Origin of the sequence: Candidatus Pseudothioglobus sp. Uisw_086 (genome assembly GCF_048085745.1) — a bacterium.
Lineage (GTDB): Bacteria > Pseudomonadota > Gammaproteobacteria > PS1 > Pseudothioglobaceae > Pseudothioglobus.
The window spans coordinates 37541-62150 of sequence record NZ_CP159803.1 but is presented as its reverse complement, the minus strand read 5'-3'; the positions used below and the strand labels follow the sequence as shown (position 1 = coordinate 62150).

24 protein-coding genes and 3 tRNA genes are annotated in these 24610 nt (G+C 38.3%); 16 read left to right on the top strand and 11 right to left on the bottom strand.

Annotation, left to right across the window (positions count from 1 at the left end):
• Positions 1-45 precede the first annotated feature (45 nt).
• The 3 genes from nusA to ABXT49_RS00305 form a co-directional block, all read right to left on the bottom strand.
• Positions 46-1521 carry a transcription termination factor NusA gene (nusA, locus tag ABXT49_RS00315; protein WP_416652171.1) on the bottom strand — a complete coding sequence of 492 codons (1476 nt, stop codon included), beginning with the start codon at positions 1519-1521 and terminating at the stop codon, positions 46-48.
• Between the two features lie 9 nt (positions 1522-1530).
• Positions 1531-1992 carry a ribosome maturation factor RimP gene (gene rimP, locus ABXT49_RS00310; RefSeq protein ID WP_416652169.1) on the bottom strand — a complete coding sequence of 154 codons (462 nt, stop codon included), beginning with the start codon at positions 1990-1992 and terminating at the stop codon, positions 1531-1533.
• A gap of 42 nt (positions 1993-2034) precedes the next feature.
• Positions 2035-2111: transfer RNA gene (locus ABXT49_RS00305), tRNA-Met, on the bottom strand.
• 98 nt (positions 2112-2209) lie between these two features.
• Between ABXT49_RS00305 and gshB the strand changes: the two genes are divergently transcribed.
• Positions 2210-3166 (top strand): glutathione synthase, encoded by a 957-nt coding sequence (gene gshB, locus ABXT49_RS00300; RefSeq protein WP_416652167.1) that lies wholly within the window; start codon positions 2210-2212, stop codon positions 3164-3166.
• Here gshB and crcB read toward each other — a convergent pair.
• Both crcB and ABXT49_RS00290 read right to left on the bottom strand, forming a co-directional pair.
• On the bottom strand, positions 3152-3553 hold the full coding sequence (gene crcB / locus ABXT49_RS00295; RefSeq protein WP_416652165.1) for a fluoride efflux transporter CrcB: 402 nt from the start codon (positions 3551-3553) through the stop codon (positions 3152-3154). The genes gshB and crcB overlap by 15 nt on opposite strands.
• Positions 3550-4803: a replication-associated recombination protein A gene (locus tag ABXT49_RS00290; RefSeq protein ID WP_416652163.1), complete on the bottom strand. Its 1254-nt coding sequence runs from the start codon at positions 4801-4803 to the stop codon at positions 3550-3552. Before ABXT49_RS00290 ends, crcB begins: the two co-directional genes overlap by 4 nt.
• A gap of 169 nt (positions 4804-4972) precedes the next feature.
• On the opposite strand from ABXT49_RS00290, the gene ABXT49_RS00285 reads away from it, so the two are divergent.
• The 5 genes from ABXT49_RS00285 to ABXT49_RS00265 all read left to right on the top strand — a co-directional run bounded on the left by ABXT49_RS00285 (position 4973) and on the right by ABXT49_RS00265 (position 8538).
• A complete protein-coding gene (locus ABXT49_RS00285) occupies positions 4973-6139 on the top strand; it encodes a lytic murein transglycosylase (RefSeq protein ID WP_416652161.1) in 1167 nt (388 codons plus the stop codon).
• Positions 6136-6564 (top strand): Holliday junction resolvase RuvX, encoded by a 429-nt coding sequence (ruvX, locus tag ABXT49_RS00280; protein WP_271556870.1) that lies wholly within the window; start codon positions 6136-6138, stop codon positions 6562-6564. Before ABXT49_RS00285 ends, ruvX begins: the two co-directional genes overlap by 4 nt.
• Positions 6545-7504 (top strand): aspartate carbamoyltransferase catalytic subunit, encoded by a 960-nt coding sequence (locus tag ABXT49_RS00275; RefSeq protein ID WP_416652158.1) that lies wholly within the window; start codon positions 6545-6547, stop codon positions 7502-7504. The genes ruvX and ABXT49_RS00275 overlap by 20 nt, the downstream gene beginning before the upstream one ends.
• Before the next feature lie 2 nt (positions 7505-7506).
• Positions 7507-8064: a UPF0149 family protein gene (locus ABXT49_RS00270; protein ID WP_271537143.1), complete on the top strand. Its 558-nt coding sequence runs from the start codon at positions 7507-7509 to the stop codon at positions 8062-8064.
• A gap of 105 nt (positions 8065-8169) precedes the next feature.
• Positions 8170-8538, top strand: coding sequence for a hypothetical protein (locus ABXT49_RS00265; RefSeq protein ID WP_271556366.1), 369 nt, complete (start codon positions 8170-8172; stop codon positions 8536-8538).
• 55 nt (positions 8539-8593) lie between these two features.
• Here the strand turns inward: ABXT49_RS00265 and ABXT49_RS00260 are convergent.
• Positions 8594-8669: transfer RNA gene (locus ABXT49_RS00260), tRNA-Phe, on the bottom strand.
• A gap of 68 nt (positions 8670-8737) precedes the next feature.
• Positions 8738-9685 (bottom strand): thioredoxin-disulfide reductase, encoded by a 948-nt coding sequence (gene trxB, locus ABXT49_RS00255; RefSeq protein WP_271537145.1) that lies wholly within the window; start codon positions 9683-9685, stop codon positions 8738-8740.
• 47 nt (positions 9686-9732) lie between these two features.
• Between trxB and ABXT49_RS00250 the strand changes: the two genes are divergently transcribed.
• Positions 9733-12069 carry a DNA translocase FtsK gene (locus ABXT49_RS00250; protein ID WP_416652157.1) on the top strand — a complete coding sequence of 779 codons (2337 nt, stop codon included), beginning with the start codon at positions 9733-9735 and terminating at the stop codon, positions 12067-12069.
• Here the strand turns inward: ABXT49_RS00250 and ABXT49_RS00245 are convergent.
• A complete protein-coding gene (locus ABXT49_RS00245) occupies positions 12066-12644 on the bottom strand; it encodes a hypothetical protein (RefSeq protein ID WP_416652155.1) in 579 nt (192 codons plus the stop codon). The two genes, ABXT49_RS00250 and ABXT49_RS00245, sit on opposite strands and share 4 nt — an antisense overlap.
• Positions 12645-12916: 272 nt before the next feature.
• Here ABXT49_RS00245 and ABXT49_RS00240 point away from each other — a divergent pair, with 272 nt between their 5' ends.
• The 9 genes from ABXT49_RS00240 to ABXT49_RS00200 all read left to right on the top strand — a co-directional run bounded on the left by ABXT49_RS00240 (position 12917) and on the right by ABXT49_RS00200 (position 23507).
• Positions 12917-14491, top strand: coding sequence for an ABC transporter substrate-binding protein (locus ABXT49_RS00240; protein WP_416652153.1), 1575 nt, complete (start codon positions 12917-12919; stop codon positions 14489-14491).
• Between the two features lie 89 nt (positions 14492-14580).
• Positions 14581-15558 (top strand): ABC transporter permease, encoded by a 978-nt coding sequence (locus tag ABXT49_RS00235; protein WP_271537149.1) that lies wholly within the window; start codon positions 14581-14583, stop codon positions 15556-15558.
• 2 nt (positions 15559-15560) lie between these two features.
• Positions 15561-16484 (top strand): ABC transporter permease, encoded by a 924-nt coding sequence (locus ABXT49_RS00230; RefSeq protein WP_416652151.1) that lies wholly within the window; start codon positions 15561-15563, stop codon positions 16482-16484.
• Entirely contained in the window at positions 16481-18202 is a 1722-nt protein-coding gene (locus tag ABXT49_RS00225; RefSeq protein WP_416652149.1) for a dipeptide ABC transporter ATP-binding protein, read from the top strand. Before ABXT49_RS00230 ends, ABXT49_RS00225 begins: the two co-directional genes overlap by 4 nt.
• Before the next feature lie 28 nt (positions 18203-18230).
• Entirely contained in the window at positions 18231-19316 is a 1086-nt protein-coding gene (locus ABXT49_RS00220) for a M24 family metallopeptidase (protein WP_416652145.1), read from the top strand.
• A gap of 80 nt (positions 19317-19396) precedes the next feature.
• A complete protein-coding gene (locus ABXT49_RS00215; RefSeq protein ID WP_416652142.1) occupies positions 19397-20536 on the top strand; it encodes a glycine cleavage T C-terminal barrel domain-containing protein in 1140 nt (379 codons plus the stop codon).
• A 29-nt stretch (positions 20537-20565) separates the two neighbouring features.
• Entirely contained in the window at positions 20566-21018 is a 453-nt protein-coding gene (locus ABXT49_RS00210) for an OsmC family protein (RefSeq protein ID WP_416652140.1), read from the top strand.
• A gap of 39 nt (positions 21019-21057) precedes the next feature.
• Positions 21058-21873, top strand: a complete 816-nt coding sequence (locus ABXT49_RS00205) for an enoyl-CoA hydratase (protein ID WP_416652137.1) — start codon at positions 21058-21060, stop codon at positions 21871-21873.
• An 11-nt stretch (positions 21874-21884) separates the two neighbouring features.
• Complete coding sequence (locus tag ABXT49_RS00200; RefSeq protein WP_416652134.1) at positions 21885-23507, top strand: acyl-CoA synthetase; 1623 nt, start codon at positions 21885-21887, stop codon at positions 23505-23507.
• A gap of 42 nt (positions 23508-23549) precedes the next feature.
• Here the strand turns inward: ABXT49_RS00200 and ABXT49_RS00195 are convergent.
• From ABXT49_RS00195 to ABXT49_RS00185, 3 genes are all read right to left on the bottom strand, one after another.
• A tRNA-Thr gene (locus tag ABXT49_RS00195) sits at positions 23550-23625 on the bottom strand.
• A gap of 63 nt (positions 23626-23688) precedes the next feature.
• Entirely contained in the window at positions 23689-24387 is a 699-nt protein-coding gene (locus tag ABXT49_RS00190) for an SURF1 family protein (RefSeq protein ID WP_416652132.1), read from the bottom strand.
• Entirely contained in the window at positions 24387-24605 is a 219-nt protein-coding gene (locus tag ABXT49_RS00185) for a DUF2909 domain-containing protein (protein ID WP_271537156.1), read from the bottom strand. Before ABXT49_RS00185 ends, ABXT49_RS00190 begins: the two co-directional genes overlap by 1 nt.
• Positions 24606-24610 lie beyond the last annotated feature (5 nt).

Genomic DNA, 24610 nt, shown 5'->3' with positions numbered 1-24610 from the left:
GCCTATATATTCTAGTTATTGATACTTAAAATACCTATATTAAAATTAGTCAAACCAGCCTTCTTTTTCTCTGGCTGCCATAATAACAGCAGAAGCGCTATCATTTCCAACATCTTGAATCTCCAAAAGCTCAACAATTGATAACTCAGCTAGAGCATCTACTGTAATAATTTCAGCTTCAACAAGCACAGTTGCTAGTGCCTCATCAACACCCTCAACACTAAGCAAGATTTCTGTAGATTCTGCATCTGTTAACGCTTTAACTAACTGTGCGTCCTGAGCTCTTTCTTGAAGCTCACCCACCATATCAGAGTCAAATTCTTCAATTTTGGATAATGCATCTGATTCAGCTTCAGCTATTTCATCAAGATTTGTATAGCCCTCATCGATCAAGACAGCAGCAACTTCTGCATCAACACCAAGTTTTTCTGCTAGCTTTTCGCCTGTTTTCTGTAGCTCTTTCGCCTGGATATCATCTGCATCGCTAATAGACATTACATTAAGCTTCCACCCAGTAAGTCTACTTGCCAGCTTAATATTTTGACCACCCCTACCAATAGCAAGTGCTAATTGATCCTCCTCAACTGCAATGTCCATAGAACCTTTCTCTTCATCAACTACAATTGAACTAACTTCTGCTGGAGCCATTGCATTAATTACAAACTGGGCAGGGTCTTCATCCCAAAGAATAATATCAACTCTCTCTCCATTTAATTCATTTGAGACTGCTTGTACACGAGCACCCCTCATACCAATACACGAGCCAATAGGATCTATTCGCTTATCTTTTGCTTTGACTGCAAGCTTTGAACGAAGACCTGGATCCCTTGCTCCAGCTTTAATTTCAATTACTCCTTCACTAATTTCTGGTACTTCCATCTCAAAAAGCTCGATCATCATATCATTGACGGTTCGGCTTAGAAAAATTTGCGCGCCACGAGGAGTAGACTTAACTTCTTTAATATAAGCCCTTAAACGGTCATTTTTTCTAATTGACTCATTCGGTATCAAATCAAACTTTGAAATCATGCCATCAATACCACCCATATCTACAAAAACGTTTCCTCTATCAACTCTTTTGACAGTAACCATAACAACTTCACCAACACGCTGCGTATAGTTATCAACAATAACTGTTCTTTCGGCTTCACGAACCTTTTGAATTATTACCTGTTTAGCAACTTGAGCTGCAATTCTTCCAAACTCTAGAGACTCCATTGGCTCTTCAACAAAAGCATCAATATCTAGGCCGTTAGAATCTGCTTGGTAAATATGGAGCTCTGGATCAAACATTTCCCCATCATCATCAACAAATTTTTCACCATCCTCAATGACTAGCCATTGTCTAAAGGTATTAAATTCACCAGTATGTCTGTCAACCTCCACACGAACTTCAATATTATTTCGCTTCTTTGTTGCAACAGCTAACGCCTCTTCTAATGACTCTATAACATCATCTTTGGTTATATTCTTTTCGTTTGAGATTGCCTCAACCATTAAAAATAACTCTTTACCATCCATGCGCTTCTCCTAAAAATGAGCAACTAAATTTGCTTTTTCGATTAAATCTATTTCCAAAGTAACAGGGCCTAGCTCTGTTACTAATTCTAGTGAATTACTAGCTTTGCTAACACTACCAATAGCGCCAGTAAAGTTTCTTCTTCCATCAATTGGCCTGAATGTTCTCAAACGAACATCATGACCCAAAAAACGTTGATAATGTGCAATATTAAAAAGAGGCCTCTCAATACCAGGCGATGATACTTCAAGATTATACTGCCCACTTATTGGGTCCTCAACATCCATTATTGCACTTACTTGGCGAGAAACAACCTCGCAATCATCCACCCCAATACCTTCCTCTGAATCTATATAAATCCTCAAAATAGAGTGTTTTCCACTGGCAACATATTCAACGCCCACCAGCTCATAACCCAAGTCATTGATACTTGGATTAATTAACGCAACTATTTTTTCAGATATCTTAGCCACAAAAAATTCCTAATAAAAACCCCCAAAAGAGGGGGTCTAAATTGGTAGCGGGGATAGGATTTGAACCTATGACCTTCGGGTTATGAGCCCGACGAGCTACCATACTGCTCCACCCCGCACTAAAGAGGCGAAATTATACGCCCTTAACCTCGCTACTTCAACATATTTTGACGGGCATGTATATTATTAATTAATCTGAATACTTTATACTATCCTAATGAAGCCAATTATACTCGCAGTGCTGATGGATGACATTTCCAGCATTAAGCCAATTAAAGATTCCTCATTTGCCATGATGCTAGAAGCGCAAAAACGTGGATGGGATATTTACACTTTTGATAGCCCTGATATGTTTTATGGGGGTGGAAAAGTTGTTGCTAATGCGCGAAAGACATTAGTCAAAGATTCTGAGCATGAATGGTATAAATGTGAAGCGACAGAAGAACTCCAGCTAACTAATATAGATGTTGTATTTATGCGCAAAGACCCTCCGTTTGATATGGATTATATTTATGCAACTTATCTTCTAGAGCATGCGGAGGATAGCGGAGTTTTAGTTGTGAATAAACCGAGCTCACTAAGGGATGCTAACGAAAAACTTTTTGCTTTAAATTTTCCAAACTGCATTCCAGAAACACTTGTCAGCTCAAATATCGAAAAGCTTTCAGAGTTTATCTCCAAAATTAAAATAGCGGTTGTTAAGCCACTGGACGGAATGGGCGGAACTGATATATTTAAACTTACAAAAGATGATAAAAATATCGAGGAAGTACTCCTGAAAATAACCAATCAAGGAAGTCGCTATATTATGGCTCAGGAGTTTTTGCCTGAAATAAAGGACGGTGACAAACGTATTTTATTAATTAATGGAAGGCCTGTTGATTATGCGCTCGCTCGAATACCAGCGGAAGGAAACTTTAAGGGAAATTTAGCTGCAGGGGCAAAAGGGGTTGGTCAACCACTATCAGAAAGGGATCGATATTTATGTAGTCAAATTGCTCCAATGCTCATTGAAAAAGAGCTTATGTTCGTTGGGCTTGATGTTATCGGTGATTACATTACAGAAATAAACGTAACCAGCCCAACCTGCATTCGAGAGCTTGATAGTCAGTTTAATCTCAATATCTCGTCTATTCTCTTAGATGAAGTTGAGGTTAAATTAGCTCTGCGCTAAATTAAAGCCGTATTTTGCAAGCATTACGCCAAGGCTTGCAGCAAGAAGTGACAGCCCTAAATTTAACAAGATATTTAATAATGCCTGGCCATAGTTACCGCCGCTAAGCATCTCGACAGACTCAATTGAAAGCGCTGACATGGTTGTTAGAGAGCCTGCCAATCCAACAAGCAACATTAACCGGTATGTCTCACTAAGAAAAAGTCTTTCTAAGACAAAAACTACCAACAGACCTGCGATGAATGAGCCAATAATGTTTGAAATTAAGGTTCCATAGGGGAAGGCTTTATCTAAGTAATGCATTGAAAAAATGCCAATATAGTATCGGCAAGTGGCTCCTACAGTGGCGCCAATACCGATGCTTATAATGGACGTTAAAGTGTTCATAAATTCAACCTAAGCTGTTTCAACTTTTCTTTAATTTTAATCTCTAGTCCTCGGTCAGTGGGCTCATAATATATTTGCTCACCCATCTCTTCAGGAAAATAAGTCTGGCCCTTACTAAAACCATCAGGCTCATGATGCGCATAGCGATAACCCTTTCCGTACCCTAACTCCTCCATTAACTTTGTACTTGCGTTTCTAAGATGAGTAGGCACTTCAAAGTCACCTGTATTCTTTGCTGCCTCTATAGCTGAATTAAATGCGCTATAAACTGCATTTGATTTTGGCGCACACGCACAAAAAACAACCGCTTGAGCGATGGCTCTATTTCCCTCTTTATCTCCGAGGCGCTCATAAACATCCCAGGCATTAATAGTAATTTGGAGCGCCCTTGGATCGGCGTTACCTATATCCTCTGATGCAATTGCTAAAAGCCTTCGAGCGATAACCTTTGGATCGCAGCCTGAAACAATCATCCTTGCCATCCAATAAAGAGCGCCATCTGGAGAAGAGCCCCTGACAGACTTATGGAATGCAGAAAGCTGTTGGTAATAAATATCACCGCCCTTATCAAAGCTGCTTACTTTTTCCTGGAGCGTTTTAGCAATATCGTCTCTATTTAGAGTTTTGTTTGATGTTTCAGTTAGCTGCTCAATGATATTAATTAAGCGCCTGGCATCGCCATCACTACTATCAATAATCAGAGCTAGTGATCCGTCGTCATTTAGAAGGATATCCTGATTCTTTAATGCTTTTAAAGCAATAGTTGAGAGGTCCTCACTGCTTAGCTTATCGAGAATATAAATCCTTAATCTTGAGAGTAACGATGAGTTAATTTCAAAAGAAGGATTTTCTGTAGTTGCTCCAATTAATGTAATCAATCCAGACTCAATATGAGGCAGAAAAGCGTCCTGTTGGGCTTTATTAAAACGATGGATTTCATCAACAAATAGTATCGTATTTTTATCCTGGTGTTTATAGAGCTGGGCGTGCTCTATTACATTTCTAAGCTCTTTAACGCCGTCAAGTACAGCTGACATTTGTTCAAAATGGGCGCCCATCTGCGAGCAGATAATACGGGCAAGGGTGGTTTTTCCAACACCAGAAGGCCCCCATAAAATCATTGAGTGGAGCTGCTTGTCTGACAAAGCCTTACCAATCGGCTTATCAGGGTCAAGCAAATGACGCTGACCAATAAATTCGCTCAGCTCACTGGGTCTTAGTATTTCTGCAAGAGGCCTATAAGTTGGCATTAAGTTAAGGATTGATTTTATAATTTTATAATTATCTTCTTTATTTCATATTAATACCGCAGATAATTTTAATTTATTTCTAAATAATGTTATTTTTTCCCATCCATCGCCATCATTACTGCAAAAAAAGTATTAAAATAAGAACGTATTCACGCACTATAATTTACTTATGTTTTTAAGATTTTTTTGTCTCATTTTTATCACTACAAGCGTTTTTGCAAGCTCACATTCGTTTGAAGAATTTCTAGATCAGGTCCGCAAAACTGCAACTGAGCAAGGAGTTTCTAAATCAACCATTGATAAGGCTTTCTTTGAGCTTACGCCAAGACCTTCTGCAATTGCATCGGACAAAGCTCAAGCTGAGTTTAATCAAAATTTTTGGCATTATGTAAACAAAAGAGTTAATAAAGTTCGCCTTAATAATGGCAAAGACACGTTAAAGAATAATGCTTCATTACTAAGCAAAACCTCTGAAAAGTACGGCGTCCCAGCCTACGTTATAGTTGCATTTTTAGGACTTGAAAGCAACTATGGAAATTATATGGGTAGTGAGAGTCTTATTCGCTCTTTGGCAACACTTGCCTACGACAAAAGACGATCAAAGTTTTTTACAAGGGAGCTAATTGCTGTTTTAAAGTTGATGGATAAAAAAACCATTCCGTTTGATGCAACTGGGTCTTGGGCCGGAGCAATGGGCGCAGTGCAATTTATGCCAACCAATGTCATCGCATATGGCGTTGATGCCAATAATGACGGCAAAGTAGACCTGTGGAATGAGAAAGCTGATATTTATGCCAGTGCTGCTAACTTTCTAAACAAACTTGGCTGGAAAAAAGGCGAAAAATGGGGGAGAGAAGCCTTAATTCCTAAAAACTTCGACTATCAATTAACCGGACTAAATAATGAAAAGACAGTTAATGAATGGGCGGCACTTGGGGTTCGACGAGGTAACAACTCAAACCTACCAAAATCAAACTTTAAGGCCTCTTTAATTGTACCAATGGGCCACAGAGGGCCGGCATTTTTAGTGTACCGAAACTTTGATGCAATAATGGGATGGAATCGCTCTATCTTGTATGCTCTTTCAGTGGCTTATCTATCCGACAGGCTTAACGGCAACGCAAAACTATCTGCAAAAACTATTGATGAGCCCCTCCTTAGCAAAGAAGACATTATGCAAATTCAAAATACCTTGAATTTACTGGGCTATGATACCGGCACTCCAGATGGTATGGCGGGATCTAAAACTCGAAAAGCAACTAGACAGTTCCAGTCTGACATTGGTCTTACAGCGGATGGGTACGTTGGGTATGAATTATTTCAACAGCTTCAATGACCGTCAAAACCTACCTTGGTTTTGATGTAGGAACTAAACGCACCGGGATTGCTATTGCCAATAGCCTGACCTCTCATGCAAGCGGAATTGATACGGTCCTTCATCACAAAGATGGCTCTACAAATTGGGAGCATCTTGACCTAATCATTGATCAGCATAAGGCTGATGCTTTTATTGTTGGGCTGCCTCTTGACAAAGAAAATAAAGAACAAGAGATGACCTTCATAGCAAAGTCTTTTGGCAGAAAACTAACAAAGCGATTTAATATTGAGGTCTTTTTTATAGACGAGTATTTATCCTCTTCAGAAGCAAAAAAACAACTAAAATGGCACTACGCCCACAAGAACGCTGATAGAGGTGATGTAGATAAACGCTCAGCTGAACTAATTTTGCAAACTTGGCTCAATGAAACCACACACGATTAGCAACGATTCTCAACTAAACTCAAAAGGAAGGCTAGATCACCTTTTAGGTTTAAAAGGTCTTCCAAAAAAACAACTCGAAAAAATATTAGACGTAGCTGATGACCATGTCGATAAAAAAGGTCAGCTCCAGAAATCTAAGATCTTAAGAGATATGTCTGTCGCCAATCTATTCTTTGAGCCTTCAACTCGAACACGAAATACTTTTGAAATAGCTGGCAAAAGAACAAGTGCTAAAACAATTAACGTTGACCTTGCAAATTCAGCAACTAAAAAAAATGAAACCTTGATGGACACTATGCACACCCTCAAGGCAATGCAAATCGATATGTTTGTGATTCGTCACAAACAAAATGGGCTCCCACATCATGTTGCAGAAAACATGAAAGGTGTGTCCATTATAAATGCAGGGGACGGAATTAACGCTCATCCAACCCAAGCCCTTCTAGATATGTTAACAATAAGGCAGCATAAAAAAACCTTTGATAACTTATCCGTTGCAATTGTTGGTGACATAAGACATTCCCGTGTTGCGCGATCTGGAATACAGGCCATGCAAACTTTAGGCACAACCGACATTCGATTGATTGCTCCAGATACTCTTCATTACAAAGAAGAAACGCCTGGCTTAGAGCGCTTTGATAATCTTCAAAAAGGTATCGAAGGTGCTGACGTTATTATCTCTTTGAGATTGCAAAAAGAAAGAATGATTGGCGCAGATATCCCAGATGAGCAAACTTACTTTGATAGCTTTGGAATTACAAATGAGATCTTAAAATTTGCAAAGCCCGATGCAATTGTCATGCATCCAGGGCCAGTTAACAGAGGAATCGAGCTTGAATCATCAGTTGCGGATGGGCCCCAATCAGTGATTCTTCAGCAGGTAACGAATGGCATTGCAGTTCGAATGGCCGTTATGGAAATTTTAGCTGGAGCGTTTTAAAAATGAGTCAACCTATCAATTATGATCTGGCAAAAGACGCCCTTCAAAAGCTTAATACCGATGACACAATTTCTTCAGCCCATGGACTATTGTGTGGATTTTATTGCGTCAAGCAAGATATTCAGTTAGATGACTGGCTAAATGAAATACTAGTTACTATTGATTTAAATAACCTAATTGAAAAGGAAGCTCATCATGTGCTTGCAGAGATATTTAATAACACCAATGAACAACTATCAGACCCTACGTTAAATTTTTGGCCAGTGATTGCAGATGATGAGTCACCGCTAAGTGAGCAAGCAAATACTCTTATTGAGTGGTGCCAGGGATTATTGGTTGGCCTTGGACTGAGCTCGGTAGAAGCCTCAGATGAAGAGGTATTAGAGATGATCAAGGACATTAGTGAGATTTCTCAGATGGATGCTGACCTATTAGATAACGAGGAAAACACTCAAGACTTTTATGAAATCGTTGAGTTTGTTCGAATAGGCGTTCTCTTTATTCAAGAAACATTACAGCCCTCAAAACAGGACTTTATCAGCCCTACTCAGCTTCACTAAAAAGGTGTCGCTTGATTTAACAGGAATTATTCCCATTAAAGTTTATAATTATATTTAGCTCATTTTGAGCTTAATAGAAAACTTTGATAACTTTAGGAGTAAAAAATGACTTTACAAAATCTACTTAGAGCTCAAGCTATTTTTGTTTGGGTGTATGCATTATTATTTTGGGTTGCGCCTGAAATGGCCGCACAGGGAGCTGGCTGGACAGTTAGCGAAAATATGAGGTCTTTTGGCCAGATTCTATCTGTTCCATTATTTGCCCTTGGACTGTTTGCATGGATGGCGCCATCTTGGGTGGGAGATAACCTTAATAAAGTTTGTGTTATTTATGGTGTCTATCTTAACCTTGCACTTATTGCAGTTCAGCTTCTACACATTTCCACAGGCGCTGCTTTGCTTGACCCTATGTCTTTATTGCCTGCAATAGTTTTGGCAGCTTTATTCTTCTGGAAGACGCGCGCTTCAAGCTAGAAAATTAGTTATAAAAAAGCCGAATTAAACAATCGTCTAATTCGGCTTTTAAAAATGGTGGCCACACCTAGAATTGAACTAGGGACACAGGGATTTTCAGTCCCTTGCTCTACCAACTGAGCTATATGGCCAAATCGCGTAATTATACACAAGGCAAAACAAAGCAGACTTTGAATTTCAACCTCGAGCTACTTGATCCCTACAAATTATCTAAAAATCGCTCAGCGTCTAATGCCGCCATGCAGCCTGAACCTGCAGAGGTAATGGCTTGGCGATAAACGTGGTCTGCAACATCGCCAGCAGCAAAAACGCCTTCTATGCTTGTTTGTGTTGCGTTACCTTTAAGCCCAGCCTCGACTTGAATATATCCACTATTAATATCTATCTGGCCCTCAAAAATACCCGTATTTGGCGTGTGGCCAATGGCTATAAAGACACCATGAACATCGATTTCTTTAGTTTTTCCATCATTCCCCTTAAGTCGAAGCCCAGTAACGCCCATATCATTTCCCAAAACCTCTTCTAGATTATGGTTCCACTCAATAGATACATTCCCGTTTTTAGCTTTTTCCATAAGCTGATCAGATAGAATTTTTTCAGACCTAAACTTATCACGTCGATGAATAATAGTCACATGTTCTGCAATATTTGAAAGGTAAAGAGCCTCCTCAACAGCCGTATTGCCGCCGCCAATAACTGCAACTTTTTGACCTCTATAGAAAAAACCATCACAAGTTGCACAGGCAGAAACGCCCTTGCCTTTGAAAGCTTCTTCAGAATCCAGTCCAAGATATTGGGCCGTAGCTCCAGTTGAAATTATCACAGCATCCGCAGTATAGGTAGTGTCGCCGCCCTGAAGCGTAAACGGACGCTTAGAAAAATCAACACTAGTAATATGGTCATTAATTATTTCTGTATTAAAACGAAGGGCATGCTCTTTCATACGCTCCATTAAATCTGGACCTTGAAGACCATCATGATCTCCTACCCAATTATCCACATCCGTTGTAGTCATTAATTGACCACCCTGTTCAAACCCACTAACCATTACTGGATTAAGATTTGCTCTTGCTGCATAAACTGCTGCTGAGTAGCCGGCAGGGCCTGACCCAACAATCAAAACTCGACAATGTTTGATATCACTCATTATGAAATACTTTATACTAATTAACCAAATGAGTATTATAAGCTATCTTGAAAAAAAATAATAAACGCACATCTACAAATACCCCCATAAATAATCCGCGCTCAAAGATTGCAAGTGAGTCAATTTTTATACTGCTCTTAACACTTGGTGTCGTTTTCCTTATTTCACTTGTGACATATTCACCCGATGAAGATCCATGGACTGGGGGAGCACAACTAGTTAAACCAGTTATAAATAGTGCAGGAATGTTTGGTGCTTATCTGAGTGATATAAGCATCGGAGTTCTAGGCTATGTCTCTTATATCATCCCAATAGCTTTAATTTGGCTTGGGTATAACTTTCATAGAGATGCAAATAAAGAGCGCAGCAGTCAGATTACCTTCTTGCTTCGATTGACTGCGTTTCTCGTCATGCTTTTTTTTACTGCAGCACTAGCGCATCAATTTGCGCCAGAGATAAAAATTATTGAGGGCCTTAAAGATACATTTTTAGCGGGCGGATGGATTGGAATGTCTATGCACGATCTGGTGTTTTATGAAATTTTTGGCAGCTCATCTACAATAATATATATTGGCATTATTTTTGTTAGCTTTAGTATTGCCTCGAGCGCGTCATGGAGAAACATAAGCACATCCCTTTTCAAAAAAACCTTTAATAGGGATAAAAAAACTGCAGACAATAACAGCAGTTTAAGGACCAAACCTGAAATTATCAGCCCTACTCCAGCTGCTGTAGAGAAACCTCAAAAAACTGAGAAAATAGAGAAACCTCAAAAAACTGAGAAAACAGAGAACCCTCAAAAAACTGAGAAAACAGAGAAACCTAAAAAAGAACAGGGCAGCAATCTATACAAATCAGGAATGTCAGGCGGGCTCCCAAGCCTTTCACTCTTAGATGATGTTAGTAATTCTGGTTTAGGCTACACAGACGAGTTCCTTGTTGAAATGGGCCAACAAGTTGAAATTAAATTAAAGGATTTTGGCTTTGACGTAACAATAACTGCCGTAACTCCAGGTCCTGTAGTGACTCAATTTGAAATCTCGCTTGCTCCAGGAATTAAAGTTAGCCAGATCATGAACCTTAACAAAGACCTAGCTAGGGCGCTGCTTGTAGAAAGTGTTCGCATAGTCGATGTGATTCCAGGCAAACCGGTTATTGGCCTTGAAATTCCAAACAACAATAGAGAAATGATTGGGCTTAAAGAAATCCTTTCAAGTGAAGTATTCACAAAAGCTAAGTCAACGCTTTCCATGGGGCTTGGTAAAGATATCAATGGATTGCCGATTGTTGTTGATCTTGCGAAAATGCCGCATCTTTTAGTTGCGGGCGCTACGGGAATGGGTAAATCAGTTGGCCTTAATGCAATTATTCTTAGCATCCTCTATAAGGCTTCACCAGAGCAAGTAAGGTTTATCATGATTGATCCAAAAATCGTTGAGCTTGCTTCCTATGCAGACATTCCGCACCTTCTTACTCCTGTTGTTACCAATATGAATGAAGCTGCAAGTGCGCTTTGGTGGTGTGTCAATGAGATGGAAAGGCGCTACAGTCTTTTGGCCAAGTTTAGCGTTAGAAACATCGAGTCATTTAATGAAAAGCAGCGCCGTGCTCAAGAGTCTGGAAAACCTTTGTTAGACCCTTCATTTAATCCAGATAACGCAAAAGAAGGTGAAAAGCATCCAGAGCTTGAATCGCTCCCCCTTATCGTTATAGTTATTGATGAATATGCCGATATGCTTGGCGCTCTTGCACAGGAAGACCGCGCTAAGTCTAAGCGAGTTGAGGGCCTTATTGTTCGAATTGCTCAAAAGGCTCGAGCAGCTGGAATTCACCTTATTGTTGCAACGCAGCGCCCTAGTGTTGACGTTATAACTGGTCTAATTAAATCCAATATACCAACAAGAGTGTCTTTTAAAGTTTCATCAAAGACAGACTCGAGAACTATTCTGGATCAGTCAGGTGCTGAACAGCTACTTGGAATGGGTGATATGCTTTATATGGCGCCAGGCATGACTCACCTTACCAGGGTTCATGGAGCATTTGTAGAGGACAGCGAAATTCTACGAGTCGTGAAGCACCTTAAGAAAAACTCGAGCCCTAACTACTTAGAGGGTGTTCTTAAAGCACAAACTGAAGCTATCAGTAATAAAGATTCTGGACAATCCTCTGGCGAACTAGATCCACTTTTTGATGAAGCAGTGCAAATTGTCACCTCAACAAGAAGGGCCTCAATCTCCAGTCTGCAAAGAAGAATGCGAATTGGCTATAACCGCGCTGCAAGAATTATCGAAGACATGGAGTCCAGTGGAATCGTTAGCTCTATGAATAGCGCCGGAAACAGAGATGTTTTGGCGCCAGAGCCTATTGATCCAGATGAGGCTTAGCCGCTTGGGCATAGGCTAGGATTCCAAAATTCATCTTCAATTTTTCCCATAGAGAAAATTAATCCCACAATATCAGTAAACGAGAACTTCTCGATATCACCAACAGCAATAATATACTGACCTGTATTAGAGTTATTAAATACTCTTATGTAATAAGTTCCAGCTTTAAACACTCGATCTGAAAGAAAGCTTTCTCCCACTTCTGGACCATTCCAATACCACTGTTTTCCATACTCTTCATACCAAGGTGTCCACTCAAAGTTTTCGCCATCGGCCATAAATAACGGATGGAAATCGGAGTCTAGAACCTCAAAAGAAAATTTTTCTTCTAGCGTGCACTCTCCAATCTTCGCGGCCAGAATACCTGCATAAAAGTTAAAATCAGTTTCAGACTCAATTCGATAAAAATGAGGCTCCCCAGTAAGTGTTGAATAAATAGCTTTTGAAATTTCAGGCTCTTCAATTTCATAGGGTGCGTCGGCAGGATAGCTTGAATTTTCATTCATTACTGGCTTATGGGCAATTGAATAGCTAGAAAAGATTAGTAGTGCTAAAAAGGTCAGAATTTTTTTCATAATTTCTATAGTTTTTTTGTAAGATTAGATAATAGGCTTAAAGAACCCTTATTACTCATAAAATATTTATGGTTTTTTTTGAAATATAGTTTTTTTAATTATCATTTAGATGAATTAATTTATAAGATTAGTGACGGCCATTAACCGAAATTAACCTTGACCTGACATTTTTGATACTATATAGTGTTGTTAGCCGGCGAAAATTATAGTAGCTGGTTTTTTTATTGAAAATTTATCGCGCCTTATCTTAGGCGTTTATTAAGGAGAAAAAAATGAAAAAGACTTTAAAAATTGTTTTGTCATTCATGCTCATTGGTATTTTTTCATCAGCTTTCGCTAATTCCATTAAATGGTCGATGCCTGGTGATTCTTTAACACTTGATCCGCATGCACAAAACGAAGGACCAACACACATGGTTTCTCGTCAAATATATGAGGGCTTAGTAACTCCAGGTATTAATATGGAAATACTTCCTCAGCTTGCAGAGTCATGGGTCGCAACAGCAGACGATACTTGGATATTTAACATTCGTAGGGGTGTTATGTTTCATGATGGATCATCTTTAACAGCAGGTGATATTGCTTTTAGTATCAATAGAGCAAGAACTGCTCCATCTGATATGGTTGATTTAATTAAAAGTATTACATCCGCAACAGCGCTTAATGACCACACTGTTGAAATAAAAACTGATGGACCAAATCCAATTCTGTTAAACGAATTAACTCAGATATTTGTAATGTCTGAAGCTTGGGCAAAAGCAAATAATTGTGAAGCTTCATATAATTGGGATGCAGGTGAGACATCGTATTGCGCATCTAATGCAAATGGAACTGGACCATTTGAAATTACTTTCAGAGAGCAGGACGTAAGAACTGTTTTTGAAAAAAATAACAACTGGTGGGGAAATCATTACGCACATAACATAGATAAAATTGAATTACTTCCAATTAAGAATGATGCAACAAGAGTTGCAGCACTTCTTTCTGGAGAGATCGATTACACTAATGTTGTCCCTGTTCAAGATATTAAAAGAATCAACTCTTCTTCAGGTCATAGTGTGAAAATGACTCCTCAAAATAGAACTATTTTCTTTGGTATGGATCAAGGTTCAGCTGAATTGAATTCATCTAATATTAAAGGAAAAAATCCTTTTGCAGATAAAAGAGTTCGTCTAGCAATGTACCATGCTTTAGATATGGATGCTATTCAAGATAAGGTAATGAGAGGGCAAAGTGTCCCTGCAGGAATTATTACTGCTCCTGGTGTTAATGGACACACAGCAGCTCGTGATGAAAGAATGGCTTATGATCCTGAGACATCAAAAAAGCTTTTAGCTGAAGCTGGATATCCTGATGGGTTTGAGGTCACATTGGATTGTCCTAATGATCGTTATATCAACGATGAAGCAATTTGTGTAGCAGCTATTGGTATGTTTGCAAAAATTGGTGTTACAGTAAATCTTGATGCAAAAACTAAGAGTCAGCATTTCTCTGAAGTAAAAGAGGGTGATGCTAATGGTATGACTAGTGACATGTATATGCTAGGTTGGGGTGTCCCAACTTTTGACAGTCACTATGTATATTCATACTTGTTTGAAAGCTCTGGAAGCTGGAATAAAGTAAATTTCAGTAACGCTAGAGTCGACGAATTAGTTGCGGCAATGGGTGTTGAAACAAACTTGGATGAAAGAGATGCTATGATTGCTGAAGCTTGGGATATTACTCAAGACGACGTAACATATCTTCCTTTACATCACCAAGTTGTTAATCAAGCAGCAAAAAGTAATGTCGATGTTCCAATTAGGATGAACAACGAACCATTATTTAGATTTGCAAATGTAAACTAAAAAAGTTATATTTTTCTGGTCAGTTATCTGGCCAGAAAAACATTTCAAGTTGATGTAACATAAACGTCCTTTACATCACCAAGTTCTCCATGTTTATCTATTTCTTTAAAAGACTCTTACAATCTGTTCTTGTAATGATTGTTGTGGCTTTTGTTTCCTTTTCTTTATTCAATTTTGTTGGTGACCCTGTCAATAGCATGACTGGAATAGACGCCTCATACGAAAGACAAGCAGAGGTTAGAGAGATTCTAGGATTAAATGATCCAGTCTATATTCAATTTTCAAGATTTTTAGGTAATGTTATTCAAGGCGATTTCGGCATATCTTATCAACTAAAAAGAGAGGTTTCAGATTTAATTGCTGAAAGAATGCCAGCTACTCTCGAATTAGTATTTGTATCTGCTATTCTGGCAATAGTATCAGGCGTCATTTTAGGGGTTTATACAGGAATCCATAGAGACAGCTTTATTTCAAATATCATCCTTGTTGTTTCACTTGTTGGTGTTTCTCTTCCTACATTCATTATAGGAATACTATTAATTTACCTATTTTCTGTAATACTGGGAATTCTTCCTTCTTTTGGAAGGGGTGAAGTTGTAGAGTTAGGTTTTTGGGCAACAGGTTTTTTAACTGCTTCTGGACTTAAGGCATTAATATTACCTTCAATCACATTAAGTTTATTTCAAATGACATATATCATCAGATTGGTTCGTGCAGAAATGATGGAAATACTTCAAACGGATTATATTAAATTTGCTAGAGCTAGAGGTATCAAAGAAAATACTATCAATTATAAGCATGCTCTTAAAAACGGCTTAATACCAGTAATTACTATTACCGGTATTAATATTGGAACCTTAATAGCCTTTTCAATTATTACAGAAACTGTTTTCCAATGGCCTGGGATGGGCCTACTATTTATTAACGCAGTATACTTTGTTGATATACCGATAATGTCGGCCTACATGATTATGGTTGCCTTTATTTTTGTTATGATAAATTTCATTGTTGATATCACCTATTATTTTATCGACCCAAGAATAAGACTTAAGGAAGAGGCAAGCTAGAGATGTTAAAAAAAACCTTTAATAAAATTTATGATACCGATATAGGGTATAGCTTTTTTAACTCAAAAATTGCAGTTATCTCTACTACTATTTTATTCATTATTTTACTTTGTTCAGTTTTTGCTGGAGTAGTTTCCCCCTACAACCCTTTTGATCCAGCTTCAGTCTCATTAATGGATGCATTTACCCCGCCTTCATGGTCTGAGGGTGGAAGCTCTAGCTTTATTCTTGGAACAGATCAACAGGGAAGAGACATGTTCTCAACAATTATATATGGATCAAGAATTTCATTAATCGTCGGATTTGCATCAATACTTTTTGCGATGATACTTGGAGTATTCCTTGGTGTTACTGCTGGCTATATAGGTGGTAAATATGAGATAGTTGTCATGCGAATTACAGATGTCCAATTAACAATACCAAGCATTCTAATGGCTCTACTCGTAAATGGTATCGCGAAATCATTCGTTTCACAATCGATGCATAGTGACATGGCAATTTACGTGTTAATTTTTGCGATTGGTATCTCTGAATGGCCACAGTTCGCTAGAGTTTCTAGAGCGTCTACTTTGGTTGAAAAAAATAAAGAATATGTTTCGGCTTCGAGAATTATAGGACTATCAAACATTCTAATTATGTTTAAACATATCTTACCAAACATACTTAGGCCTCTCTTAGTGATTGCTACAATCGGATTGGCTCTTGCAATAATCACAGAATCTACATTAAGTTTTTTAGGCGTAGGGGTGCCGCCCACCACACCTTCACTAGGGACATTAATTAGATTTGGAAATAGTTTTTTATTTTCAGGTGAATGGTGGATTACATTTTTCCCAGCTATCTTTTTAATCGTTTTAGCTTTATCTATTAACCTATTGGGAGATTGGATGAGAGACGCCTTAAATCCAAAATTAAAAATAAGATGAGTTTTTTAGAGGTTAAAAATTTAAATATTAGCTATCCAACTAGAAAAGAAACAATTGTTGCTAGTAAAGATGTTGAGTTCACATTGGAAAGGGGTGAAATATTAGGCATAGTTGGTGAATCTGGCTCTGGAAAATCTACCATTGCAAATGCCATCATAAATTTAATTGATCCGCCAGGAGAAATAACAAGTGGATCAATTAAAATTGATAATTATGAATTAAGAGATAACGAAGAGCTTATTCAAAAAATTAGAGGAAAGAAAATTGGATTTGTTTTTCAAGATCCTCAAACATCCTTAAACCCATTATTTAAAATAAAAGATCAATTAATTGAAACTATTCAAACACATCTAAATTTAAACTATCAAGATGCATTGAAAAAATCGATTCAACTCTTGAAAGAAGTTGGAATAGATAACGCTGAAAAAAGAATTGAAGATTATCCTCATCAATTTAGTGGAGGAATGCGTCAAAGGGTTGTTATTGCTTTAGCAATAAGTTGTGAGCCGGATTTAATTATAGCTGATGAACCAACAACTGCTCTAGATGTAAGTATTCAATATCAAATACTAGAACTACTTAAAGATCTTACTAAAAAAAGAAATTTAGGTGTAATTATTATTACGCATGATATGGGTGTTATTGCTGAGACAACAGATAAAGTTATTGTTATGAGACATGGGCTTATTGTTGAGCAAGGTGATACTAAAGAATTGTTAACGAACCCTAAATCTAATGAGGCTAGAAGCTTAGTTATTTCTGTGCCGCCCACAAATAAAAAAATTGATAGATTCAGACTTATTAGTCCTGATGGAAAAGAAATTACATCTGATTCTAAAAATTTAACAAAAAAAATCATTAAGACTTGGGGAGTTAGAGAAAAAAATAAAGATAAAAAAGTTTTACAACTGGCAGGTGTTACTAAAATTTTTGATGATAAATCTTTGATAAGTAATTTTTCATTTGGATCAAAAAATGAGTCTACTAATATAGTAGAGAAGGCAGTTGATAATGTATCTTTTGAGCTTTTTGAAGGCGAAACTCTAGGTTTAGTTGGTGAATCTGGTTCAGGAAAATCAACAATAGCAAAAATAATTACAGGTCTTGTAAGGCCAAGTAATGGAGAAATTTTTTATAATGATATCTCACTTTATAATTTGAAAAGAAAATATCAAATTGATAAGAGTAGAGGCCAAATTCAGATGATATTTCAAGATCCATATTCATCTTTAAATCCAAGATTTAAAGTAAGAGACATAATATCTGAACCAATAAAGCTTTTTCAAAAAAATATTAATAAGAATGAGCTCACGCAAAATCTTTACGATTTGATAGATATTGTTGGAATGTCAAGACAGTCATTGGATCGATATCCTCATGAATTTTCTGGAGGGCAAAGACAAAGAATATCAATTGCCAGGGCTTTAGCCACAAGACCAAGCTTATTAATTTGTGATGAACCTACTTCTGCTTTGGATGTGAGCATACAGGCACAAGTATTAAATCTTTTAAAAGATATTCAAGATGAGCTTCACCTTACTATGTTGTTTATTAGTCATGATCTTCCTGTAATTAGACAAATGTGTAATAGGATTGTAGTTCTTAAAAATGGAAGTATTTGTGAAACAAAAGAATCTGAGGAATTATTTAATAATCCAGAGCACCAATACACTAAAGAACTTATTAGACTAATGCCTAAAATTGAATCTATAATTTAATTTATTTATAAATTTATTAGAAAAGCTTATGCAACAAAAAATAAACTCTGTGCGCACTCGCATGAAGGATAACAATGTTGATTTAATTGCCCTTGGTCCTGGCACCCATATGAAATGGTTGTTAGGCTTCAATCCCTCTCCTGATGAAAGACCTTGTATGTTATTGATGGGATTGGAAAATGATGCCTTCCTTATGCCGTCAGTAAATGCAGAGGATGCAATGAAGCGCTCTGATATTAAAATGTTTAGCTGGAAAGATGAAAACGGTCCCGAAGAAGCACTAGATGAGGCTCTCTCTTATACCGGCTCATCAAATGCAAAACATATTGCTATAGATGAAGCAATGCGCTCTCACTTTGCGTTAATACTTATCGACGCCTTACCAAAACCGACCTATGAGTTTACTAATTCTACTATTGGCGCACTTAGGATGCGCAAAGATAATGATGAGTACTCTAATCTTAAAGAGAATGCGCTAATCGATGATCGAGCAATGAAAGCTGGTTTTGCAGCAATTAAAGAAGGTGTGACTGAGCTTGAAATTGGTGAAGCAATAAATAAACACTTTATCTCAGAAGGCGCTAAACCTCAATTTTGCATTGTGGGATCTGGCCCAAATGGTGCTTTCCCGCATCATCATACTGGAAACAGAAAAGTAGAAAATGGTGACGTAGTATTGATTGATATCGGTGGTCGAAAAGGAACCTTCCCAAGTGACATGACACGCATGTCGGTAGTGGGAGAACCACCAAAAGATTATCTTGAAGTTCATGCGATTGTAGAGCGTGCAGTGCAAGCAGCTATGGCAGCTGCGAAACCAGGCGTGATGGCAAAAGAAGTTGACGCTGCTGCCAGAGATGTCATTACTGAAGCAGGTTATGGAGAATTCTTTGTTCACCGCTTAGGTCATGGGCTTGGTATTGACATTCACGAGCCACCTTATATAACTGCAACATCCGAAGTAATTCTTGATGAAGGAATGGTGTTCTCAGTTGAGCCAGGAATTTACCTTCAAGGCAGATTTGGAGTTAGACTTGAAGAGATTGTAATCCTAAGATCTGAGGGGCCCGAAATTCTTTCGGAACTGACTCGAGAAACAAACTTTATAACGTAGCCAAAAAGCGCAATAAAAACATCTGCAACACATTGAAAAATGTGTATTATTTCGCTTTTATTTAATGCGAATTAGTGTCTATGAAAAAAGAATTTAGTTTTGGAACCCAGGTGAGGAAGTCTCCATATTTTGATGCGACAGTGCGCTGGGGAGCACAGGGATTTTCAGTCTACAATCATATGTATATTCCTAGAGACTTTGGTGATCCAGTACAAAACTTCTGGAATCTTGTGAATGAGGCCATTCTTTGTGATGTTGCAGTTGAGCGTCAAGTTGAAATAACGGGCCCAGATGCTGCTAAATTTGTACAATTACTAACACCTCGAAACCTTTCTGAGTGTGCTGTTGGGCAGTGCAAGTATGTACTTATTACTGATGAAAATGGTGGCGTATTAAATGACCCCGTACTCTTAAGGCTTGGTGAAAATCACTTCTGGCTATCTTTGGCTGATAGCGATATTTTGATGTGGGCCAAAGGTGTCGCCGTCAACTCTGGCCTAGATGTTAATTTAGGTGAGCCTGATGTATCGCCGCTTCAGCTTCAAGGTCCTAAGTCAGGCGATATTGCAAAAGCAATCTTTGGTGAAAGAATAGATAGCCTTAAATATTACTGGCTAGAAGAGTTTGAACTGAATGGGATCCCATTAATCATTTCCAGAACAGGCTGGTCAAGTGAGTTAGGTTATGAAATATACCTACGTGATGGCTCTCGAGGAAATGAACTCTGGGACCACATCATGGAAATTGGCAAACCAATGGGGCTGGTTCCCGGACATACTTCAACAATAAGAAGAATTGAGGGAGGTATGCTTTCTTACCAGGCAGATATGGACTACACTGTAAATCCATTTGAGCTTGGATTAGATCGACTCGTTGACCTTGAAATGGATGCAGACTTTATTGGAAAAGATGCACTTAAAAAAATTCAATCTGAGGGAGTTAAGCGAAGACAAGTTGGTGTAGAAATCTCATGCCCACCTCTTCAGCATCCCAATACCAGCTACTGGCCAATTTTTATAGATTCAAGTGAGGTTGGCTACATAACGTCAGCAGTTTACTCGCCTAGGCTTGACAAAAATATTGCACTTGCTATTATAGATGTTGACTATTCGGCTATAGATATGGTTGCAGAAACTCGAACGTCAGAGGGAAATCATCCTATTAAGGTTGTGCAAAAACCATTCTATGACCCTAAGAAAAAAATTACTTCAGCGTCTTAAACCGATCAAAATTATTTAGGAGAAAGTTTATGTCTGAACTATCTATCAAACTTAACTGGAAGAGAAAAGAAGAAGAACTCTCTCCTGGAAAATTTTCTAGCGAACATGAAGTTTCATACAATGATCATTACATGGTTAAGGCTGACACTGCTCCTGACTGGGGTGGCTCAGCTGAAAACACCAATCCTGAACAAGCTCTAGCTGCCTCATTAAGCAGCTGTCATATGATGACTTTTTTAGCTCTTTCAGCAAAAACAAAGTGGCCTGTATTATCCTATGAAGATCATGCAATTGCACACCTAGGCAAGAATGATAAGAAGCAAATGATTGTAAATAAAATAGACCTGCATCCAAAAGTATCCTTTGACCATGGTTTTGAAGTTAGTCATGAAGAATTAGAAAAGATGCACGACAGAGCTCACAGATATTGCTTCATTGCAAATACTCTAGACTCTGGCGTAGAAGTTAACATAAACATTTAAAAAAATTTAAAGCGTATATGCTAATATAAGGCTTATTTTATGAGCAACAAGGAAAGTCCTATCGAATCAATACTGCTTGAAGAATTTACTGATAATGGCGTCTTTCGCTTAACACTAAACGATGCCAAACGAAGAAATGCTTTGTCTGAAGAGATGATGACTGCAATGACTCTGTCTCTTAATCATGCCTCAAAAGATGGAAAGACCAGAGTAATCATAATTGCTGCTAACGGCCCAGCATTTTGCTCTGGTCATGACTTAAAACAAATGTCTGCTGGAAGAAGTGCTGATGATGATGGACTCGAATACTTCACAAAAGTTTTTTCATCCTGCTCTGCCCTCATGCAGCTAATTGTCAATCATCCTAAGCCAATCATTGCTGAGGTTGCTGGAGTGGCAGCTGCAGCTGGCTGCCAGCTTGTCGCGTGTTGTGACCTAGCTGTTGGCGGAGAATCCTCAAGATATATTACGCCAGGCGTCAATATTGGTCTTTTTTGCTCAACTCCTATGGTCGCGCTATCTCGAAACATATCCAACAAAGCAGCGATGGAAATGCTATTAACTGGAGAAATGGTGGATGCAAATAAAGCAGAGCGCATTGGCCTTATCAATCGCGTTATAAACGATAAAAATTTAACTATAAGCGCTATGGAGCTTGCTGAAGTGATTGCCTCAAAATCAAGTATGACTTTAAAAACTGGCAAGCAAGCTTTCTACAATCAGAAAGATATGTCTATTTCTGATGCTTACGATTATGCATCAAAAGTAATGGTCGATAATATGCTGACACTTGATGCAAAAGAGGGCATTAATGCATTTCTAGAAAAACGTCAGCCTAAATGGCAAGATGAATAGTCATAACGATTATGGGCAATCCTTACAACACTGATTTAGATCGAAATCCAGCTAACTATCAGCCTCTAACGCCAATTACTTTTCTTGAAAGAGCGGCGTCAGTATTTCCAGACTATACAGCAATAATTCATGGGTCCATAAAGCGAAGCTATAGTGATTTCTATCATCGCTCTTGCCAGCTTGCATCTGCGCTTTCAAAAAAAGGGGTTAATCGCGGTGATACTGTATCAGTAATTCTTGCAAATACTCCTGCAATGCTCGAGTCGCATTATGGCGTTCCAATGTGTGGAGCTGTTTTACATAGTATAAATACGCGACTTGATGCCGCAACAATTGCCTATCAAATTGATCATGCTAATACTAAAGTGCTGATTGTAGATCGTGAGTTTATTAGCGCCATTCGATCTGCATTAGAACTATCTAAGGTAAATCCGATTTTAATTGACTACAGTGACAGTGAATTTCCAATAAGTGACTCCCTAAGTGGAGCGGTTGAATACGAGTCTTTTTTATCTGGTGAAGATCCCAGGTTTGATTGGCTTATGCCCGAAGATGAGTGGGATGCAATATCACTGAATTATACCTCTGGAACTACAGGAAACCCGAAAGGTGTTGTTTCTCACCATCGCGGCGCTTACCTATTAGCTCAAGGCAATGCGCTCATTGCCTCAATTAATAAACACGCAGTCTATCTTTGGACGCTGCCTATGTTCCACTGCAACGGCTGGTGCTTTCCTTGGACAATGTCTGCAATAATTGGAACACATGTTTGTTTAAGACACGTCAAACCTGAACCGATTTGGGACGCCTTGTCTGATCATAAAGTGACTCACTTATGTGGGGCTCCAGTTGTTATGTCAACAATTCTTTCACTAGAAAATAGTAAAAGGCGTTTGCTTGAGAACAGAGTTGAGTTCTTTACCGCTGCAGCACCTCCCCCTGAGAAAATACTTACTGAAATGAACGTATCGGGCTTTAATGTCACTCATCTATATGGCCTCTCTGAAACCTATGGCCCTGCAGTTGTTAATGAATGGCACCAAGAATGGAATGACCTTAATAAGGAAAAACAAGCTTCACTAAAAGCCCGTCAAGGCGTTCGTTATCTGCCACTAGAATCTCTTGATGTTGTTAATCCAAAAACCATGAAACCCGTTCCTCATGACGGAAAGACTATTGGTGAAGTAATGTTTAGGGGCAATGTAGTCATGAAGGGTTATTTAAAAAATAAAAAGGCGTCTGAAGAATCATTTGCAGGCGGATGGTTTCACTCAGGTGACTTAGCGGTCATTCATAATGATGGCTATATTCAGCTTAAGGACCGCTCAAAGGACATTATTATCTCTGGCGGTGAAAATATATCCTCCATTGAAATAGAAGAGGTATTACATAAGCACCCCGCTGTTAATGCAGCAGCAGTTGTAGCAATGCCTCATGAAAAATGGGGCGAGTCCCCTTGCGCATTTATAGAGCTTAACAAAAACCAGAAAGCCTCAGAAGAGGAACTTGGTCAATGGTGCCGTGACAACATGGCTTCATTTAAATTACCACGTAAATTTATTTTTGAGGCCATTCCAAAAACCTCAACTGGAAAAGTACAAAAATTCATTTTACGAGAACGAGTAAAAAATTAACAATAAAAAAGCGGTCATTTAGACCGCTTAATACTTATTTATTGGTGCCGAAGGCCGGACTCGAACTGGCGACCTACTGATTACAAATCAGTTGCACTACCAACTGTGCTACTTCGGCTTAGTGGGAAATTATACAGTAAGCTTTTTTATTTAAAGAATGTTTTATACCATCAAAATTTGATTATTTTTTGCGCTGCTTTATCGCAATACGAATTCCTATTATTGCAAGAACAAGGGCCATCAAAAACCATTGAACAGCATACCCTATATGCTTTTCAATACTTCCAGTGTAAGGCTCCCATTTTCTAATGAAACCATTAGAGGCAGACGCATCTAACAAGCCAATGACACTTGAAAAATCAACTTTGGCTCTATCAGCCATATCTTGTAGGTCGATCGATTGGATTAGGGCTGGAAATTGAATACCAACTTCACTTGGCTTGAGCTCCATTCTCTTAATTGGTTTTGAGATCTGTACCTTTATTTCTCTAGTCTCTTGTCCAATAACTATATCTGCTAATTTATCTCTACGCCCGTTCCATGGAATAAAACCTCGATTAATTAAGATAGCTTTTGACTGGCCTTCTAAGGCATAAGGAGTTAGAACATAATAGCCTGAAACTTGGTCAACAATTTGATTGTCATAGATAAACTGCTTATCACTTAAGTACTTTCCCTGAAGTCGAACCTCATAATACTCTTTGCTTTGAAGGCCTTCTTCTTTCTTGATAAGTTCAACGCTGCCAGTATTGGCCTGCTTTATTGAGGCCTCAATACTGCGTTTGTCATCAGCGCGTTCCAGCTGCCAAAAACCGAGGGATACTAAAAATGCAAAGGTCGCAGTTATTAGAATCGAAGGAAGAATAAAACGTAAGCTCATTATTGGGTTGGCAGCAGGTTAAAGTTATTAGGCTCTATCCATCCAATATAATTAGCAAATAGTAAAAAGACAAACAAGAAAACTGAAAGAATAATCCTCATTCTTAGCGCTTTAAACATTTTGTCAGAACCTTCTCTGCCACCTTTAAGTAAGCCAATAACAGCGGCGCCTAAAAAGAAAAATATTAATACAATTATAGCTATTACAAAATAATCCATAGTTT